The following is an 18,318-nucleotide window of genomic DNA, read 5'->3' as shown; positions in this document are numbered from 1 at the left end:
ATATTAAAAATTAAATGATTTGTTATTATAAAGACTTCTTATATACTCTAATTTTCCTATAACCTCTAAAAATCGTGTAAAATAGCGATGGTTATTTTGGTAATTCAGGGCAGAAAGTAATACAAATTGGTTCTTGGCCACATAAGCCCTACTCGTAGCCCAAAAAACCTCTGGTTCTGTTCCTTTCCTTCCCACTGAATCAAACCAACCTAGCGTAGAACTTATTTCAGGAAACCTCGTAATTAATTTGGCAAAAAAATCTTCTCCAACTTTTTCATCTACCATATAAGCAAGTCCAATTGCATATACTGAACCTATATCGGAGCGAATGGGCACACCCCACGCAGAAGACTCGGAGGCACCAGGTATGGCTATACCTGTAATATATTGATATTTATCTTTCGTAAAAGGGTCGGAACATTCGGCGTAAAGAGCAGGCATATTTTCCCGTTGAGCCCAGTCAATCTGTACTTCTAAATATCTCTGGTGGGCAATCTTAAATCCTTGAGGAGACCATTCCATCTCGGGCACAAAGACCAACGGCATCCATGCCTGGAAAGCGCTTTCCCAAGGGGCAAGAATTTTCATCTTTTTGCCATGAGATAAGGTATAATCTAAATAAAATTCTTCTAAATTCTCCCAAGCATCCCGCGGAACATCTCCCAAAATTATTGCCATCAGCGTTGCCAAACGTCCTTCGTTGTATGCCCGGTCTATATAGTACAAAGGGTCTTCGCCAGTTGTTGAATAACCTCCAAGCAAAAGTTTTCTCTCTGGGTCATAAAGTTGAGACCAACCTTCTTTCTGTTCAGCAAGTAGTTCAAAAGCCAAATTTACAAGTCTCTGCGCCGACTGGCTTTGGTCGTCAATAAAAGCCCCTATAATCAAACCCAATGCTGCAGAATAAAATGCATTATCTATTGCTGAGACATAACTATTTGTAGGAGAGATTTTTATCTCAGGATAAAAAATATCATACCAATAAAGTAAACCATCTTTTTTGGGAGCGGATTTAAGAACCTCCAAGGCATGAATTAGTCTGTTGATGGCATCTGTTTGACTGACGGTATCATTTCTTATATCTCCCTTTGCTATTCCCACCAGACATGCTAGGTAGTACCCAATATCCGTGGGGGTATTGTAGAATCCTATTTCCAATTCACCATCACTTTTGACAAAAACATAGTTATGCGGAAGGTTAGTATCAGGGTCTATACCAATGTTATATAAAAAAATAATTGCTCTGCTCGCGCTGAATGGTCTGGATGTTTAATTGTGACCGCTGTTCGGAAGATTGTAAAAGGGGTGTGTTTAAATCGGGATTAAAAAGAGGTAGACTCTGGGAATAAAAAAATGCGCTTATTGAATTTGTAGAAAAAAAAGTAAAAAACAATATCGAGACAAAGAGAAACACATAATTAAATTTTTGCTTTAATGACATTTTAAACCCTCTCTTTTATAAATAAAAAACTCTCTTTAAAAATGTAGCTTATAAATAGGACAGTGTCAAGAGGCACTTCAAGAATTAAACCCTCTGCCACGAATTTACAACCATCTCTTGAAGGAAAGAAATCGGTATAAAACCACAAATACAAATAGAGAAACATAAAAAGGCGGAGCTAAAATTTTAACTCCGCCTTCCTATTTACCGCCCGCAGCATTGTGCCTTATCTACAAAAAGTATAGCATGAAAAATCTGAATCGTCAAGGTGGACCAGAAATTTAATTTAAGGCAGAATTTTAAGCAATGCTTGCCTTATTTTCCTATTTTAAGAATGTAATATCGTCAATATAGATTGCTCCCTCTTTTTTAGTGGCGACCCTGTCCTCAAAAACAATCACAAATTCATGCATGGAAGTCCTGTCTTCTAACCCGGCAAATTTATCCAGAGGGATAACAATCTCTTTCCAGTCTTTAGTCACTTCGGTTACATAATATTTTCCTAAATGCCCCTTGGTGTTTTTCAACTCTACCTTAAATACCTTTGTAAATCCACGCATCTCATCGCCCTTTAACCAGAAAGAAATTGCCTTGTAGGCAGAAAGGTCAACACCTTCCAATCTCATCCAGAATCCATTGTAGGCAGGATTCACAGAATCCACATCATACATTATTTGCATCGAACAACCATCGTCTCCACGTTTAATAGTAGAAACAAAACTGTCAAAACATCCTTGAGAAAAATCATTAGGGTCTTTGTTCCAGGCGCCAAAGTCTCCTCCCAGATTATTAGGTTTTTTGCAGGTGTCAAAGTCAGCAGCGATTAAGGCACCTTCGCGGGTGAGTTTAAGCTTGGGCTTAGCAAGTTCACCGGTTACCTCAATCTCCTGTACCGGCTCCTCTACTTTAGCAGATTCAGTAATTACCCCTTTTGCCTCCTCTTTTTTCTCCTCGGGTTTACTTGCTTCCTTCTTGGGAGCGCAACTATATAAGGAGAGACTTATGCCCAGAAGGAGAAAAATAACCAACAAAGACCAAAAAAACCTTTTAAACATAAAAACTCACCTCCTTTTCATTTAAAAATCCAAGACGCGAAATTTTCAAACTCTAAAATAACTTAAATTAGAGTTTAGGGTTTTGCGTTTAAGAGTTTATTAGAAAAATTCTTCTATTTCTAACAAATACTCCACGCTGTTAATTATCGGGTCTTGGTGAAAGCGCTCACGAATTTTCCCTTTTGTCAGGTAATTTGCCAAAGAAACAAAAATCATTCCCTGGTCAAGACAAAGATAACGTGAAGCAACTTTCTGGGTATGAATATCCACAGAATCATACATTCCATACTCACCGTATAAATCAAAATTTTTAAGCAACTGGCGAATATTCTTCACCACCTCCTCAGGAAGATAATCAATGGCTAATATTGATGCATGGGGAGTAATTACACCCTCATCGGAATATCCTTTAGCTCCCAAATCTTTTACTCCGTATTCATGATACCCTCCATATCTTCCCTCGGGAGTAGCGCAAGGAGAAAGTCCCCAGACAGGATACTTTTGCTCATTTAAGGCATAATCGATGTGTGCTTTTATGGCGTTTAAATTATTTAATCCCAGACCTCTAGGAGCAAGCTCTTTCTCTTTCAGAACCAACAAAGGCATCAGGAATTCAAACAAGCTTCCACCCCAAGAAGGAACAATTTTAAACCCTTTATATTCATAATAGCCCTCAAAAACATCTATTTCTAAATACTCCCGATATCTTCCTTGTGGTTTCTGCCTCTGCCAATTCCAAGAAATAGGTAAAGTCCGAAAGATTCTAAACCAGTGGTCAGGAGGGACATCACCTTTCCCAATAGCCACCAAAGAGGTAACCCGTGGCTCCGTAGCAATTTGACCATAATGATAGGGAGTGGGCACGGGTGGTTCACGGTTTAACTCGTAGCCTAAGTATAACTTTCCCTCTACTGGGTCATAAAGGATAGAGAAATCCATCTCTTTTAAAAGCGCACTGCAGGGAATATATAGTTCGGGGAATGTCTGTCTGACAACAATAAGTCCGGCAGCTAACCAACCATTATCTACTGACGAAATATATCTGCGGGTAATCTGCAAGTTCGTCGTGGAATACCAATTGTAATATAGACCTTTCCAGCGGGAAAGTTTTTTTAAAGTCTCAAGGGTATTCCCAATACGCTCTACTGCTTCTTCTTTAGTAATTAAACCTAAATCATAGGCACCTACTAAACAAAGAAAATATAGCCCAATATTTGTCGGCGAAGTATAGTCTCCAATGCGGTATTCCTTAGTTTCATCCAAATCAATCCAGTCAACTGGTAAATGCGTCTTTCTATCTACCGAGTTTTTAAAATAAAGCCAGGTATCGTGGGCAATGGTTTTTAATAAAAATTCATCGGGTTTATTTAGTAAATATTTAGAGTCTAAATTCTTTTTTACAGGAAAGCCATAGAGATTATCCTTTATAGATTCAAAAAATAGATAGGAAGGACCAAAAAATAAAAATTCATCCAGAAAAAATTCTCCCGTCTCCACCTCAGAAGCGTAGATGGTAAGTGTAAGGTTTTTCAAACAGTTGAAATCAATATCAGGAAAATCTCCCCGCATTAGCGAAATCTTCTGCCAGTTCTCTTGGGGAATAAGATATTTCTCTAAAGCCGCGCCTGTCCGATTACCCTTGCCATCCTCCAAGAAAATTTCCAGTTTTGGCCTTTTTAAATACTTTATCCAAAAAGAAATTCCATATGCCTGGCTGATATCAATCTCATTTAAATCAATAATCAGGTTTGCTTTTTTCTGAGGATAAAGACGATACTTTAATTTAAGACTGTATCCTTTACTCTCCAAGGCTTGTGCTCTATCGTGGGAAAAAGAAAGTTCAGAAGGAGATTCTACTTCAACCTTCATCCCCCCTCCCAAAAGATTAGGTAGAGCTCCATCATTAAAATCATCGATATATTTAGTGGTAAAAAGTTTCTCGGGGACAAGGGACAATTTCTTTGCCTGGGGGAAAGCATAATCTACTGATAATAAAAAAATTATAAAAAATATAAAAACTTTTTTCATTGGCGGTTAAAATTGGGCACAGCAAATTTGCTGCGCCCAATTTCCCTAACTTTTAGGATTATTCGCTTACCATCAAATCATCAATATAGATTCTTCCCTCTTTTTTAGTCGAACGCCAATCTTCAAAAACAATAACAAATTCAGTCATATTAGAGAAGTCGGTAATTCCAGCGAATTTTAAGAAGGGTATTTCTAAAGTTTTCCAATTATCGGCTACTTCCGTAATATAGTATTTCCCTACTTCTCCTTTATTATTCTTCAATTCTATTTTAACTACTTTGGTGTAACCTTTGGTGACATCTCCTTTTACCTTAAGCAATAGTTTCTTATACTTGGAAAAATCTGCGCCGTTTAATTTCATCCAGAAACCATTGTAGGCAGGATTAGGAGAGTCAACATCATAATCAATGGCCATGCAAAAACCAGATTCGCCATATCTTTCCGTAACATTAAAACTCTCCACACACATCTGGGTAAAATCCGCAGGGTCTTTATCCCAAGCCCCAAAGTCGCCACCGATGTTGTTGGGTTTTACTCCGCTGTCAAAATCGGCAATCACCAGCTTCTCTTGGGCAGAAGCAGAAGAGGTCACCAACAGCAGCACTGCTAAAAACAAACCTCCTAAAACTTTACTCATTGTTTTTCACCTCCTTTTCTAATCTCTGATTTTGTTTAAGTTAATTATTTTTCGTTTTATAAAGTAAGAAACTTTCTTTAAAAGGTATAACACGCTTTTTGAATTTTGTCAAGGGATAAAAATATCTATCCTAAAACCACTCTCACCTGATGGGTTTTGCCATCAGAAAGCGCAGGAATAAGGGAGTGTTCCAACCTTCGTTCATCAAGAAGTATTTCTTTTACTCCGAAACTTACCTTTTGGGGATTTTCTATCTCTATCTCGTAAGTTGCCCCACGGAATCTCTTGACTACCTTAAAACCTGCCCAATCTTTGGGAATGCAGGGGTCAATTAATAAACCTTCTAATGTGGGGCGGATACCTAAAATCCACTCACAGGACACCTTGAATAACCAAGCACCCGAACCGCTATACCAAGTCCAGCCCCCTCTTCCAAAATAGGCAGATTGCGGGCCATCAATATTACCCGGTGTAACATAAGGTTCTGCCATATAAATCTCTGGTTTTAACCCTCTTTTTGCGGGGCAAATCTTGGAATAAACCTCATAAGCTTTCTCTGGTCGCTTCAAAATCACTTCCGCAATAATCGTCCAGGTGGCTGCATGGGTATAGACTCCCCCATTTTCCCTTAAGCCCTCACCATAACGAGAAAGATAACCGATTTCTTTATCGGGTTGAGTGTATCCTGGATAAAACAGTAAAGGTCCGTATTCACGCAAAAGATGTTTCTCTACCGAGTCCATACATTCTTTGGCCCTTTCCGGCGTAGCGGTTCCATGAATCACTGCCCAGGTTTGAGCATTGAGGAAAATCTTTCCTTCTTTCGAGGATGAAGAACCTAAAACTTCTCCATTGTCTTTGGTTGCTCTTATATACCAAGCACCATCCCAAGCGTATTTGTTGATATTTTCCCTTAATTCCTCAGCGCGTTTCCGATAATTACCCGCTCTTTCAAAATCGTTTCTTTTTTCGCAAATGGGAGCGAATTGCTGCAATATCCCATAGAGAAAATGTCCTAACCAGATGCTTTCGCCTTTCCACTCTAAACCCACACTGGAAAGTCCATCGTTCCAATCTCCCGCTCCAATCAAAGGAAGTCCGCGTGGAGAAAAACGAGAAAGAACTTTATCCACTGCTTTAATACAATGATTATATATTGGCTCAGATTCTCCATCAACGTATTTCACCTTTTCATCTAAGATAGAGAAATCCGCTGTCTCATTCAGGTAATGAAGAGTAATATAGACTAACCATAAGAGATTATCGGACATATTGGTATGGGCACCGCGTTCCAAAAGGTTATGCCACCAATGATAAACTGTGCCATCCGTAAACTGATGCTCGGCATGGAGCATAATCTGTTTCTTGGTAAGCTCGGGTGCTAAAGGAAGACAAGCTAAGGAATCCTGTAACTGGTCACGAAAACCAAAGCCACCTGAAGACTGGTAATAGGCGGTTCTTGCCCAAAGCCTTCCGGAAATTGCCTGATACTTTAACCAGTAATTGGTCATAAAGTTAAAGGCAGGGTCAGGAGTTTCTACCTTTATTCCCGAAAGTAAACCCTCCCAAAAATCTTTTGTTTTCTGAAAAGCCATTTCTACTTTTTCTACATTCCTGTATTTTTTGACCAATTCTTTAACATAATTCTCATCTTCGCAAGAGCCTAAAATAAAGACAACAGTCTTTTCTTCCTGAGAAGCAAGTTTAAGCTCTACCTGTAAACTGGCGACGGAATCAAACCATCTCCCCGTTGTATTGGTAAGTTTCTTTCTTTCTAAGGCAAGCGGATAAGCAGGATTTCTATACATCCCAATAAAATTACGCTTTTCTCCTTCATAGGCAATGGGTTCAATATTCACACTGTGGAAGCAAGAAATGGGGTATTCGGAAAGTCCAGTAGAGATATGGTCAGGGACAGGAATCTTTCTTTTTCTTCCCCAGAATATTTTTGTTTTATTATCAAAATCGGTTTCAATAAATGTCTTCTGAAATTCACGGTGGGGGTCCATAGCATTTCCCAGAAGAAGCTCTAAATAAGAAAAAATATTCAACTTGCGTGCCTGGCGGGAAAGATTTTTCAATTTAAGACACCAAATCTCCAAAGGTTCTTCGAGCGGAACAAAAAGCAGAAGTTCTTGTTCAATGTTTTCGTATAAAGAATAAATCTTCGTATAGCCAATCCCATGGGTTACTCTATAATTTTTAAAGGAGGGACATGTAGGTTTCCAAGACACCGACCAAAACTTTTTTGTTTTTTCATCACGAATATAAATATATTTACCCCAGGTATCGGTAATTAAGTCCTGGTCCCAGCGGTTGATTCTGCTTAAATTTGCATTTTTGTACCAAGAGAAACCTGAGCCCGTCTGGGAAAGAACAAAACCGTAATCTCCATTGGAAATCACATTAATCCAAGGCATAGGAGTCTGGGGGTTAATAATTACATATTCTTTACCATCATTTGTAAAATATCCGTAATCTGTCTTTAAACTCATCTCCTCTTCCTTCATTGACTTAGCCTTCCTCTTTCCTTTTACCAATACCTCATTCATTTTGTTTCCTCCCTCAATTTTTGACATTTGTTCCTCCTAATAGCCCCAACCGGATTTGAACCGGTGTTTGAAGACTGAGAATCTCCCGTCCTAGACCGGGCTAGACGATGGGGCCAAAAAGTCCAAAAGTGTGAAAATCAAAATGTAAAATTAGGTATTTTATTTTATTAGGCTAAGGTATTAATGTCAAGAAATTTATTGACATATGCAAACGATTATTCTATGATTTAGTAAATTATGGCTTTAAAAGTAGGCATAGGACAAAGTAAAAATCCCGCAGGTTTTTCTGCAGGTAAAGAAGCAGCAAAAATTGCTTTAAGAGACTTAAAAGAAGATTATCCTCATTTGGCTTTTGCCTTTATCTCTGCAGTGCATGAGCAGGAAAAAACTATAGAGGGAATAAAATCAATTTTAGAAGAAACTCCTCTGGTTGGTTCAAGCACGGCGGGAGAGTTTACCTCTTTGGGAGTAGCAAGACATTCGGTAACGGTGGTGCTGCTAAAATCTGATGAACTCCAGTTCGCTCTCGGTTGGGGAGAAGGAATAAACCGAAACTCGCATGATGCTGGGCGTAAGTCTGCTTTAAGCGCCAATCGTAAATTTCTTGAAAGCGGTGCCCAAGGAGAACTGAGAAGAAAGCTATTTGTGATTTTTCCCGATGGCTTAACAGGAAATTGTGCAGATGTTTTAAAAGGAATCCAAGAAATCTTGGGAAGAAGTTTTCCCATTGTCGGCGGGTCTTCGGGAGATGACTTCCTTTTTAGAAAAACCTATCAATATTGCCACCGTTTGGTGCTCTCGGAAAGCGTTGTAGGGGTACTGATGGGGGGAGATTTAAGTTTTGGCATAGGTTCCCGCCATGGTTGGAAGCCATTAGGAAAACCCCACAAGGTAACAAAAGCAATAGCTAATATCATCTATGAAATAGATAATCAACCCGCAGTAAAAATATATGAGGAATATTTCGGCACAGAGGTTATGGAATTAAAAACCGAACCGCTCGCGAGCTTAGCTATTCTCTATCCTTTGGGTATGGCTATAGCCGGAGAGGAAGAGTATTTATTAAGGAATCCCTACACGGTTACCGAAGAAGGTGCCCTTGTCTGTGGAGCGGAAGTTCCTCAGGGAGAGGAAATTCGTTTGATGATTGGGAATAAGGATTCAGTCCTTGAGGCTGCTTCTCACGCTGCGCTCACTTCCCTTAAAAACCTCCATGGTGCTAAACCTAAAATAGTAATTGCCTTCAGTTCCATATCCCGTGAAAAACTCTTAGGGAGATATAAGTATAATGAGATAGAAGTAGTGGGAGAAGTTTTTGGCAAAAATACCCCGCTTGCCGGATTCTATACATACGGTGAACAGGCTCCTCTTACTTCGGAGATAAATATCGGACAGACTTATTTTCAAAACGCTTCCTTTACTGTTTTAGCCATAGGAGAATAAATGGGTGTAAAGACAAGCATTTTGTTTATCACCGCAGTACTCAGCATCATCGCCAGTATTTTCCTCAATCAAATCTTTGGCCCCTATGCCGGAGAGATAATGCGTATCTTAATCCTTGTAGCATTTTTCCTTACCGCCTTATGGATGATTGAAGCGGAGGAAAGAAAAAGAAAAGTAAGTGAAGTCGCTTTTGAGAAGTTGCGCCAGGCATATAACGAATTGGATGAACAGGCAAAACTGATCGTAAGAACAGACCTACAGCTAAACAAGATACAACAGGAACTGGATAAGAAAATAAACGGACTCTACACGCTACATGAGCTGGGAAGAAGCATAAATATGACCTTTGATATAGAGGAGGTTTTTAATTCTATTAAAGAAAATTTCATTCATAAACTCGGTTTTGAGAAATTCCTCATCATTACATTAGACGAAGAAACAAAGAAGTTAAAATGCAGACATTGGATAGGCTTTGTGGAAGAAGACATTTCCCAATTTAAGAAAAAGATAGAAGACCATTCCCAATTCAAAAATATTATCCGAGAAGGTAAATCTATTCTCGTAGAAAGACCGGAACTTGCCAATTCTGAAGAAAAAGAATTGATAGAACTCTTAAAAATTCGTTCCTTAATCATTGTGCCCATATATCTAAAAGAAATTGTAATCGGTATAGTAGTCATGGGCAATGAATCGCTTTATTCCCGAGTAACAGAAGGAGATGTAGAACTTATCTCTATCTTAGCAAACCAGATTGCACAGGGTATAGAAAACTCCCGCCTCTATGAACAACTCTGGCATTCTTATCAGGAATTGGAAGTACGGGTAAAAGAAAGGACAAAAGAACTGGCAAAAGCAAACGAGGAACTAAAAAAACTTAACCAAATAAAATCGGAGTTTGTAGCAGCAGTCGCCCATGAATTGCGCACACCCCTTACCTCTATCAAAGGATACGCCTCGATACTTGCTACAGGAAAGTTAGGTGAAATTGCTCCCGTCCAGAAGGAACGCCTGGAAAGAATTGACCGACAATCTTCGGAACTGGCAAAGTTAATCAATGACCTATTGGATATATCCCGCATTGAAGCAGGTAAAGTGGGGATGGACATTAAAGAAATTCCCTTAAAAGAACTTTTGAACAATGTTTTGGAACTAATTAATCCTCAAATCGAAGAGAAAAACATTGAATTAAAGTTAGAAGTTCAGGATAACATCAATACTATCTTCGCCGATTATGACCATCTAAGAAGAGTATTTATAAATATTCTGGGCAATGCAATAAAGTTTACGCCTCTTAAAGGTAAGATATATATAAATATAAAGCGAGAAGACGGCTTTATAAGAACGGATATTTCCGATACGGGAATTGGAATCTCTCCTGAGGACCTTCCAAAACTGTTTACGGAATTCTTCCGTGCAGATAATCCCATAAATCGGGAGAAGAAAGGAACAGGATTGGGACTTTCACTTTGTAAAAAAATCATTGAGGCGCATAAAGGAAAAATATGGGCAGATTCCACTTTAGGAAAAGGAACCACCTTCAGTTTTACTATACCCGAAAAACAAAGACCAAATTTGGTTAAATAAACATGGCTAAAAAAAGAATTCTTATTGTTGACGACGAACCAGATATCAGGGATGTATTGAGAATAGTGCTGGAAGCAGAAGGTTATGAAGTTACCGAAGCAGGTGACGGCGAAGAGGGTTTGGATAAGGTATCGAAAAGACCTCCGGATTTAATCATCATTGATTTCATGATGCCTAAACTTAACGGACCGGAAGTCTGCCGTGCCATAAAAAAAGATATCCTCTTAAGACATATCCCTATCATTATGCTTACCGGACGAGGAGAAACAGCCGATAAAATAAAAGGAATAGATTCAGGAGCGGATGATTATATTGTCAAACCCTTTGAACCTATGGAATTGGTAGCCCGTGTAAAGATGGTTATGCGCAGGACAGAGATAGATTTAGATGCCAATCCTCTGACTCATCTACCGGGGAATGTCTCAATACAAAATGAGCTTGAAAATCGCATCAGAGAGAATAAAAATTTTGCGGTTTGCTATATAGACCTTGATAAATTCAAAGTATTCAATGACCGCTATGGTTTTGAACGTGGAGACAGGGCAATTCAGGAGACTGCAAGAGTCTTAATTAAAGGAACAGAAGCCAGAGGAAATAAAGAAGATTTCATCGGGCATATTGGAGGAGATGACTTTATAATCATTACTACTCCCGATAAAGTTGATACCCTTTGCCCTTACATCATCAAGGAATTTGATAAGATGGTCCCTGAACTATATGATGAGGAAGACCGCTCAAAGGGATACATTTTAGGAAAAGACAGAAAAGGTAATCCTCTGCAAACTCCCCTTATGACGATTTCCATTGCGGTAGTAACCAATGAAAAACGCAAACTCTCCCATGTGGCAGAAATTGCCCAGATCGGTGCAGAATTAAAAGAATATGCCAAATCTCTGGAAGGGTCAAACTATGTAAAGGAAAGAAGAGGAACATAACTGAAATTACTTCTTCTCTTCCTTTTTCTTGCCACAAACACAGCGTTTAGAAAGAAGCGTAAACACGACCACAATCAAAACCACTAATAAAACTTTCCCCATTTCTACTCCTTTTATTCAAAATTCGAAACTCAAATAACGAATGCGAGGGGAGGGATTTGAACCCTCACGCTCCAAAGAGCCAGGCTCCTTAGGCCTGTGTGTATGCCAGTTCCACCACCCTCGCAAAGGAAAAATTATTTTATCCTAAAATTCTGAAAAATGCAAATTACTTAATGCTCCATTCATAACTACCTTTTGAGGCATTAAAAATTTCAATGGGTGTGCCCGAAGGAGAATCTTTTTGCAGACGCCCACTATACAATTTTTGCACTTCTTCTATAGAAATATTGTTTTTATTGGCAATCGCTTTATAGATAATCATCCGGTCATTATTTTCTTCCTTGATTAAATTGCCTAAATTATTATCGGCTTTTCCTGTCTCCCTTATATCCAACAACCCTAAACGATTCTCACCAATTATGCCTTCTCTCTTCAAGATATTCAACTGTTCTGTCCTGCTACGCCTTCGGGAAACCGCCTCCGCTACCTCAGGGGTCAAGAACTCCTCTTCGGCAAAAGCAACTCCCAAGAAAAAGCTTGATTTCGTCTCATTTTTAATTTTATCAGTCTTGCTGCTCCCTCCAGAAATCATATCCTCAATCATATTGATATCCTTCTGTACATGTTGATATATGTCCAGACGCATGGTAATATCTATTTTGATTGGCTCCTTCGGTGCTTTTACGGCAACGCTGGCACAGCCAAAGATAAAAATAACGCATAGAAACAAAAACATCTTTTTCATATAATCACCTCCTCCATTCAAATTCATGTAATCTTATTTCTAAACCGCGTTTCCCTCGCTTTCCTTCCAAAATAATCTTTAGAATTAAATCACGATTCTCCGAAAATATCTTTATGTCTCCCTCGTCAAAATGGTAATCCTTAAAACTCTCCCATATTATATCAAAAGATTGTCCTGATTTCTCCGCCAAATTTCTTACCAAATTTTTGTCCTTAATAATCAAAGTCCCTCCATGCCCAAGAGAAGAAAATTCTCCTTTTATAACCTCTAAATTATAACCCCTGCCTTCTATAACAAACCTGCCTCCCAGCAATCCACTTAACTGTAGTTTATTATCCAGTTTAAACGCCTCTTCAATCCCTTTCATATCAAGCTGATAAAAAAGCAGATTGCTATTGTATTTTAACTCACGACCCAGTTCTAAATTTATTTCGCCGTCGATATAGCCCTTTAAGAACCTTGCTGATAAAGGTTTTAGCGCTAACTTATCTTTATGATGATACTGAATAACCCCTCTAACGTCCTCTACCTTTAAATTGCCATAAGAAATGAATTTAATCTCTAAACTTCCTTGCGCTCCACGGTTTATCTTTAATAAAGCGTCTTTCAACTCAAGACCATGGAAAGAAAAATAATTAACCCCTAAATTAAGAAAATTGACTAATTCTTCATTCGGATTTAATTCCGCATAAAATAAGTAAGCTTTTAAATCAAAATCTTTTGCTTTTAAACTAAGATTTATATCCTTAAATTCTAACGCTTTTATCTTAAAAGGAAGTGCTCCCCCAGAAAAACCCTTCCCGAAGCTCTCAAAATTTAGAAAAAAGAACCCCTTTTTAGCAACACATTTTTTAATTTCTCTCTGTAAAAGAGAAAGAGGGGTAAATTCTATATTTAACTCTTCTGTCTTAAAACTAAAAATATCTCCTTGTTTAATCTCAAAATTAACCAAACGAAATTCTTTTGGCTTCAGGATACATTTTTCTAAATTGACCTCGCTACCCTTAAAATTGCGCTGAATCTCTCTTTTTACTAAATAAGTAAGGAGAGATGGTAAATGAACAAGAGCCAAAACGAAGATGAGAATAATGCCCAATAAGGTAATGGCTTTATATCTCATAGACACTCCTTGGCCATTAGACGTTTAATTAGCATTGTACCATAACTTCCCCGCGGTAGTCTGAAATGAAGATATAAAGTTTTTCTCCCTTCATAGATTTCATCACTGGAAACAAGAACATTTTTTATCTGGGGGATAACCACGCTTTCTCTTTTTGTAGGTTTAAAATACACTTTTCTGAATTTTCTCAAATTGAAAGAGGCGGGTTTTAATCCACGCTCTTTAAGAATTGAATTTCTTTGTATATCCTATCGGTTAAGATATCGGGCATCTCTGACTTTTGTGAAGCCAGAGGAATAACGAGATTCTTTAGATGGTCAAATTTCTCATTAGAGTTGTAAAAAAATAACTCCAGTAATTTCCCCGGCATTCTAATAAATCCTTGTTATAAAACCTAACCACTCTTTCTACCAACTGATTCCAGAGATAAGCCTGATAAGAAGATATGAGTATACTCAATTCATCCTTAGGAATTAGATTTAGAGCACTTAAGAAAGATTTATTTCCCCCTTTCAAAAGAACGAAAAAAACTTCTTTCTCAAAACTCGTCTTTGCTAGATTCAAACATTTATGCCAATCCCTCCAGTTATTGAAGAATAGTTGCTTTCGCCATTTCTCTGCTTTTTTGTCTTGGGGATGAACAGCGGTAAGATAAACTTTTAAAGACCCGTTAAATTCGCCTTTTACTAATCTCTCCGCAAAAAAACCCTGTTGCCGAGAATAATTACCAAATCTCTGGTCATCAAAGTAATTAGGATAGCCGTATTCTTTGACAAATTCTAATTGTCGTAGAGCATGCTCTATTTCTTCTTCTTGCAGGTCACGTATGGTTATTTTAAATTCATTTGCCAGAATTAAATCCGGCCCCATCGGCCTATCTGTGTCTCCAAGATAACTTAATTTAAATGATTTCTCTATTACATCTTTTAATCTAATGCCTTCGACAGTAATGTACTGCGTAGTCAACCCATATCTATCCTTTCTTCCGCCGTAGGCGAATTTCTTAAAGGGAATATTAAATTTTTTTGACAAATTAATAAACACATCAATAGTGTTAAATCCTTTCTTAGTCAAAAGATAAACTTTAAACTTGCCGTTTCTCTTAAATTCAATTTTTGCTTCCTCATCTACAATAAAATCTTCTGGCTTTACTTTTATTTTCATCGTAACTTAATAATTAAGTGTAAAAACAGGATTTATCGCCGTTGGGTACACTTTAGATAAATTTTAACTTCTTATGGCTGGTTAATCCTGTAAATATTGGTGTAATTATATCTCTTAACTTGGTAGGTTGTCTATAGTAATTAAATAGGTTAAGTTCGTCAATTTCACTTAATTCGTCATTTTTGTGGGTTTGATTAAAAAACTTTCTTATCTTAAATTGAAGAGACGGCTTCTTATGAGGAATAAAAATCATCTATAACTCCAACAATTTTGAGATGGACCTCCAAAGATTGTCATAATAGAAAAATTTTTTTATTCTTTTATACTTATTTTTAATCTTCACAATTCTATAATATCTCCTTCTTTTATTTGAATAACATCAGAGTCAAATATTTTGCACATCTGTCTAATTGCTCTTTTTCCTGTACAGTGTGTAGGAACGATTTTAGAAACGCCTAGTTCTTTTAACTGTTTTATAACAATGCTATTTTCTTCATCTGTATTATTTTTTAAATGAAAACCTCCGATAAGCCAGTAAATATTTTTTTGAAAATGTTTCCTGACATATTTGACTATATTTACTATTCCCATGTGCGCACATCCGCATATCAGCCCTAACCCCTTACCTGTGTCTATCACAAGGGATTGTTCGTATATTTTTCTACCTTCTGACTCAGCATATAGTTCACCTGTAGAATAAACCTTTTCCTTAATCTGGAGCATATCTTTTACTTCAATAAGTTTTACCCCAAAAGAAATGATTCTCTGTTTTATTTCTTGTTTAAAACCGAAACAAATATAAACTGTAACATCTTTTTGGTTCGGTAGCAGATACCACAACCCTGAAATGTGGTCCCAATCATCGTGGGAAATAATGATGTGTTTAATGTTGGGAAGATTTACTTTAAACTTCTTTAGATTGTTTAAGGATACTTTTGGCTTGCCTAATGTATCAAAGAGGATATCTTCATCAATTAAAAACGAAACACCCCATCTGCGAATGAACCGCTGCCATCTTGTTGAACCTAAAGCTATTGCTTTTATCTGCACGTTAATGACATCTATGTTGGCTACAAGAATCTTCCGGAGTAATTTCCTCTAAAAAGCCTTGATTAAATTCTCTTATGACCTCATCTACTGTCTCTCCATCAACACGATATACTTTTATCCCCGAAGCATTGAGCACTTGAACCGCCCGTTTTCCCATCCCCTTACAGACTACCACATCGATTTTTTTGTACCAAGTATTTTCATTGGTTGGCAATTACCATGAAGATGGTCTGTATTAGTGTTGGTGACTGTCTCTATAGTCTCTTTCTCTGTATCATAAATAGTAAAATAAGGAGCACTTCCAAAGTGGGAATAAACTTGTGCTTTTAAACCTTTATCTGTTTCCGTAGGAATACATATTCTCATCCCTAAAACCTCCCACATCTACCTCGACCACCACCACAACCTCTTCTTGCCCAACCTCTGTCTTGAGGAGCTCGGTGAATATTTGTACTTTTACACTGTGGACATTCAACAGGTCTTGGGGCACCATAAGGCACAGACCAGGTATGTTTACAATCATAACAAACAAAATGTCTCTCCACCATTTTAACCACACCTCCTTCTATTTTTAAAGCCTTGCCATTTAAAAGAGCATCAGCAATCTTTTTATGGGCAGAATCTATAGTATTTCCAAATGTCTGACGCGAAATACCCATCTTTTGTGCTGCCTCCTCTTGATATAAACCTTCCAAATCTGCCAGTCTAATTGTCTCTAATTCATCTAAAGTTAAATTTACCTCCCTAAGCATATCAAGAGGAATTCCTTTTGGTTTAAAGTAATTAGCTTGTGGCTGACAACATACTCTTCTGGGAATAAACGGTCTAGGCATAAAAACCTCCTATAATTAGCATATGCTAATTATAATTTAACTAAATAAATTTGTCAAGAAAAAATTTTTCCTTCCTTGCGCAAATATCAGAGATAATTTTTAAGGTTTATTCTGGATTAAAGCTTGTGGCGGGGTGCAAAAATTATTGGGAAAGGATAAACTTTGTCTACCTCTTCAAGTAGATATTCAATAAAAAAATCCTATGAAAGTCAAGAAAATTGCGCTAATTTTTATTAATTCAATTTAGAGTTGATTTGTAAACTCCGAGAAAGAAATAGCAGTTATTTTATCTTTCAAAATCACTTTTTCTCCCGTAAGAGTAACCAAAAAAGCCTTATCAATTTTTTCAGTAAACAATTTACAAAATGCCATAATGCCTTTACACATCTGTAGATTTACCTTGGAAGTTAATTTAACTTCAACGGGAATAATCTTTCCTTTGTCTTCTATGATAAAATCTACCTCTTCACCATACGATGTCCTCCACCAATAGACCTTCGGGATTTTTCCTTTATTGTAGAAACTCTTAAGAATCTCTGAAAGAACGATGGTTTCAAAAAGTTGCCCTGATAATGGCCCTTTGAAAACTTGCTCAAGACTTACAATGCCTGAAAGATAACAAAGTAGTCCTGAATCTATAAAATAAACCTTGGGACTTTTAATTAGGCGTTTTCCTTTATTTAAATAAAACGGTTTTATAGAAATTAATTGATTACTTGCCTCTAAGATAGATAACCATGCCTTGACAGTATTAACTGCAACACCTAAATCTCGTGATAAATTAGAAAGATTTAAAACCTGACCATTAAAGGCAGTCATAAGCCCCAAAAACCTCTGAAAATCCCCTAAATCACCAATTTGGCGCAGTTGCCGAACATCTCTTTCAAGATGAGTCTGTAAGTAACTCGAAAACCACAATTCAAGATTTAAATCTCTTCTAACCACTACCGCCGGGAATCCTCCTTTTAGCACTATTTTTTTAATGGTTTCTAAACCAAAAATAGATTGTTTTCCAAATTGCTCTTTTACAGAAAACGGTAATAAAGTTAAAGTGGCAATTCTACCTGCTAAAGAGTCACTAACCTTTGCCATTAGAGGAAATAATTGTGAACCGGTTAATAGAAATTGTCCGTTTTTGGTCCTCTGTTTATCTATCATTATCTTAAGATAGGAAAATAATTGAGGAGCATATTGAATTTCATCGATGATAATTGGAGGCTTATAATTCTCAAAGAATAATTCCGGCTCTTTTGTAGCCATAAGACGGATATTAGGGTTATCTAATGTTACATAATTATGGATTTTACTAAAAAGATGTGTAAGAAGGGTGGTTTTCCCTGATTGACGCGGACCGGTAACGATTACTGCAGGAAACTGCTTTACCGCAGTTTTAAGTATATGCTCTATCTGACGATTAATATACCGCTTAGGCATCTATTCATCCTTTCTTGCAAGTTTGCAATCACAATGCAAATATACAAGATAAGACATATTTTGTCAAGATATTTTTCCCTCCTTCCTCTTCCACGTGCAAATATCAGTTGTAATTATATCTTTAAACTTTGTGGTTGTCTATGGTAATAAATAGGTTGGGTCCGTTAATTTCGTTATCCTCGTTAGGTTTGTTAA

General features: G+C 37.4%; 17 protein-coding genes and 2 tRNA genes. 3 read left to right on the top strand and 16 right to left on the bottom strand.

Going from position 1 to position 18,318, the window contains the following annotated elements; translation table 11 throughout:
- Positions 1-3 precede the first annotated feature (3 nt).
- From NC818_00095 to NC818_00070, 6 genes are all read right to left on the bottom strand, one after another.
- Positions 4-1,158 carry a hypothetical protein gene (locus NC818_00095; GenBank protein ID MCM8783169.1) on the bottom strand — a complete coding sequence of 385 codons (1,155 nt, stop codon included), beginning with the start codon at positions 1,156-1,158 and terminating at the stop codon, positions 4-6.
- A gap of 606 nt (positions 1,159-1,764) precedes the next feature.
- Positions 1,765-2,496 carry a hypothetical protein gene (locus tag NC818_00090; GenBank protein MCM8783168.1) on the bottom strand — a complete coding sequence of 244 codons (732 nt, stop codon included), beginning with the start codon at positions 2,494-2,496 and terminating at the stop codon, positions 1,765-1,767.
- Between the two features lie 99 nt (positions 2,497-2,595).
- Positions 2,596-4,524, bottom strand: coding sequence for a DUF3131 domain-containing protein (locus tag NC818_00085; protein ID MCM8783167.1), 1,929 nt, complete (start codon positions 4,522-4,524; stop codon positions 2,596-2,598).
- 58 nt (positions 4,525-4,582) lie between these two features.
- Complete coding sequence (locus tag NC818_00080) at positions 4,583-5,161, bottom strand: hypothetical protein (protein MCM8783166.1); 579 nt, start codon at positions 5,159-5,161, stop codon at positions 4,583-4,585.
- A gap of 125 nt (positions 5,162-5,286) precedes the next feature.
- Positions 5,287-7,740: a glycosyl transferase family 36 gene (locus NC818_00075; protein MCM8783165.1), complete on the bottom strand. Its 2,454-nt coding sequence runs from the start codon at positions 7,738-7,740 to the stop codon at positions 5,287-5,289.
- A gap of 13 nt (positions 7,741-7,753) precedes the next feature.
- Positions 7,754-7,828: transfer RNA gene (locus tag NC818_00070), tRNA-Glu, on the bottom strand.
- Between the two features lie 122 nt (positions 7,829-7,950).
- On the opposite strand from NC818_00070, the gene NC818_00065 reads away from it, so the two are divergent.
- The 3 genes from NC818_00065 to NC818_00055 are packed head-to-tail and all read left to right on the top strand — an operon-like array spanning position 7,951 to position 11,675.
- Positions 7,951-9,156 (top strand): FIST C-terminal domain-containing protein, encoded by a 1,206-nt coding sequence (locus NC818_00065; protein ID MCM8783164.1) that lies wholly within the window; start codon positions 7,951-7,953, stop codon positions 9,154-9,156.
- Positions 9,157-10,740 (top strand): GAF domain-containing sensor histidine kinase, encoded by a 1,584-nt coding sequence (locus NC818_00060; GenBank protein MCM8783163.1) that lies wholly within the window; start codon positions 9,157-9,159, stop codon positions 10,738-10,740. It begins immediately after the preceding gene.
- A gap of 2 nt (positions 10,741-10,742) precedes the next feature.
- On the top strand, positions 10,743-11,675 hold the full coding sequence (locus tag NC818_00055) for a response regulator (GenBank protein ID MCM8783162.1): 933 nt from the start codon (positions 10,743-10,745) through the stop codon (positions 11,673-11,675).
- A gap of 143 nt (positions 11,676-11,818) precedes the next feature.
- On the opposite strand, the gene NC818_00050 is transcribed toward NC818_00055, so the two are convergent.
- The 10 genes from NC818_00050 to NC818_00005 form a co-directional block, all read right to left on the bottom strand.
- Positions 11,819-11,901: transfer RNA gene (locus NC818_00050), tRNA-Leu, on the bottom strand.
- Between the two features lie 42 nt (positions 11,902-11,943).
- On the bottom strand, positions 11,944-12,522 hold the full coding sequence (locus NC818_00045) for a YdbL family protein (GenBank protein ID MCM8783161.1): 579 nt from the start codon (positions 12,520-12,522) through the stop codon (positions 11,944-11,946).
- Between the two features lie 4 nt (positions 12,523-12,526).
- On the bottom strand, positions 12,527-13,642 hold the full coding sequence (locus NC818_00040; protein MCM8783160.1) for a hypothetical protein: 1,116 nt from the start codon (positions 13,640-13,642) through the stop codon (positions 12,527-12,529).
- Positions 13,639-13,833 carry a hypothetical protein gene (locus NC818_00035; GenBank protein MCM8783159.1) on the bottom strand — a complete coding sequence of 65 codons (195 nt, stop codon included), beginning with the start codon at positions 13,831-13,833 and terminating at the stop codon, positions 13,639-13,641. Before NC818_00035 ends, NC818_00040 begins: the two co-directional genes overlap by 4 nt.
- A gap of 118 nt (positions 13,834-13,951) precedes the next feature.
- On the bottom strand, positions 13,952-14,806 hold the full coding sequence (gene truD / locus NC818_00030; GenBank protein ID MCM8783158.1) for a tRNA pseudouridine(13) synthase TruD: 855 nt from the start codon (positions 14,804-14,806) through the stop codon (positions 13,952-13,954).
- Positions 14,807-15,145: 339 nt separating this feature from the next.
- On the bottom strand, positions 15,146-15,856 hold the full coding sequence (locus NC818_00025) for an MBL fold metallo-hydrolase (protein ID MCM8783157.1): 711 nt from the start codon (positions 15,854-15,856) through the stop codon (positions 15,146-15,148).
- Between the two features lies 1 nt (position 15,857).
- Positions 15,858-16,013, bottom strand: a complete 156-nt coding sequence (locus NC818_00020; protein ID MCM8783156.1) for a hypothetical protein — start codon at positions 16,011-16,013, stop codon at positions 15,858-15,860.
- Between the two features lie 11 nt (positions 16,014-16,024).
- Positions 16,025-16,222, bottom strand: coding sequence for a hypothetical protein (locus NC818_00015; protein MCM8783155.1), 198 nt, complete (start codon positions 16,220-16,222; stop codon positions 16,025-16,027).
- A gap of 2 nt (positions 16,223-16,224) precedes the next feature.
- The gene (locus NC818_00010; protein MCM8783154.1) at positions 16,225-16,689 is read right to left on the bottom strand and encodes a DUF134 domain-containing protein; all 465 of its coding nucleotides are present in this window, start codon (positions 16,687-16,689) and stop codon (positions 16,225-16,227) included.
- A 243-nt stretch (positions 16,690-16,932) separates the two neighbouring features.
- Positions 16,933-18,123, bottom strand: a complete 1,191-nt coding sequence (locus tag NC818_00005) for an ATP-binding protein (GenBank protein MCM8783153.1) — start codon at positions 18,121-18,123, stop codon at positions 16,933-16,935.
- Between the last annotated feature and the right edge of the window lie 195 nt (positions 18,124-18,318).

The organism is Candidatus Omnitrophota bacterium (assembly GCA_023819145.1).
In the GTDB taxonomy this organism is placed as follows: Bacteria; Omnitrophota; Gorgyraeia; order DTHP01; family DTHP01; genus JBFWKV01.
The sequence above is the reverse complement of the archived record's forward strand: the minus strand, read 5'-3'. Positions and strand labels throughout refer to the sequence as shown.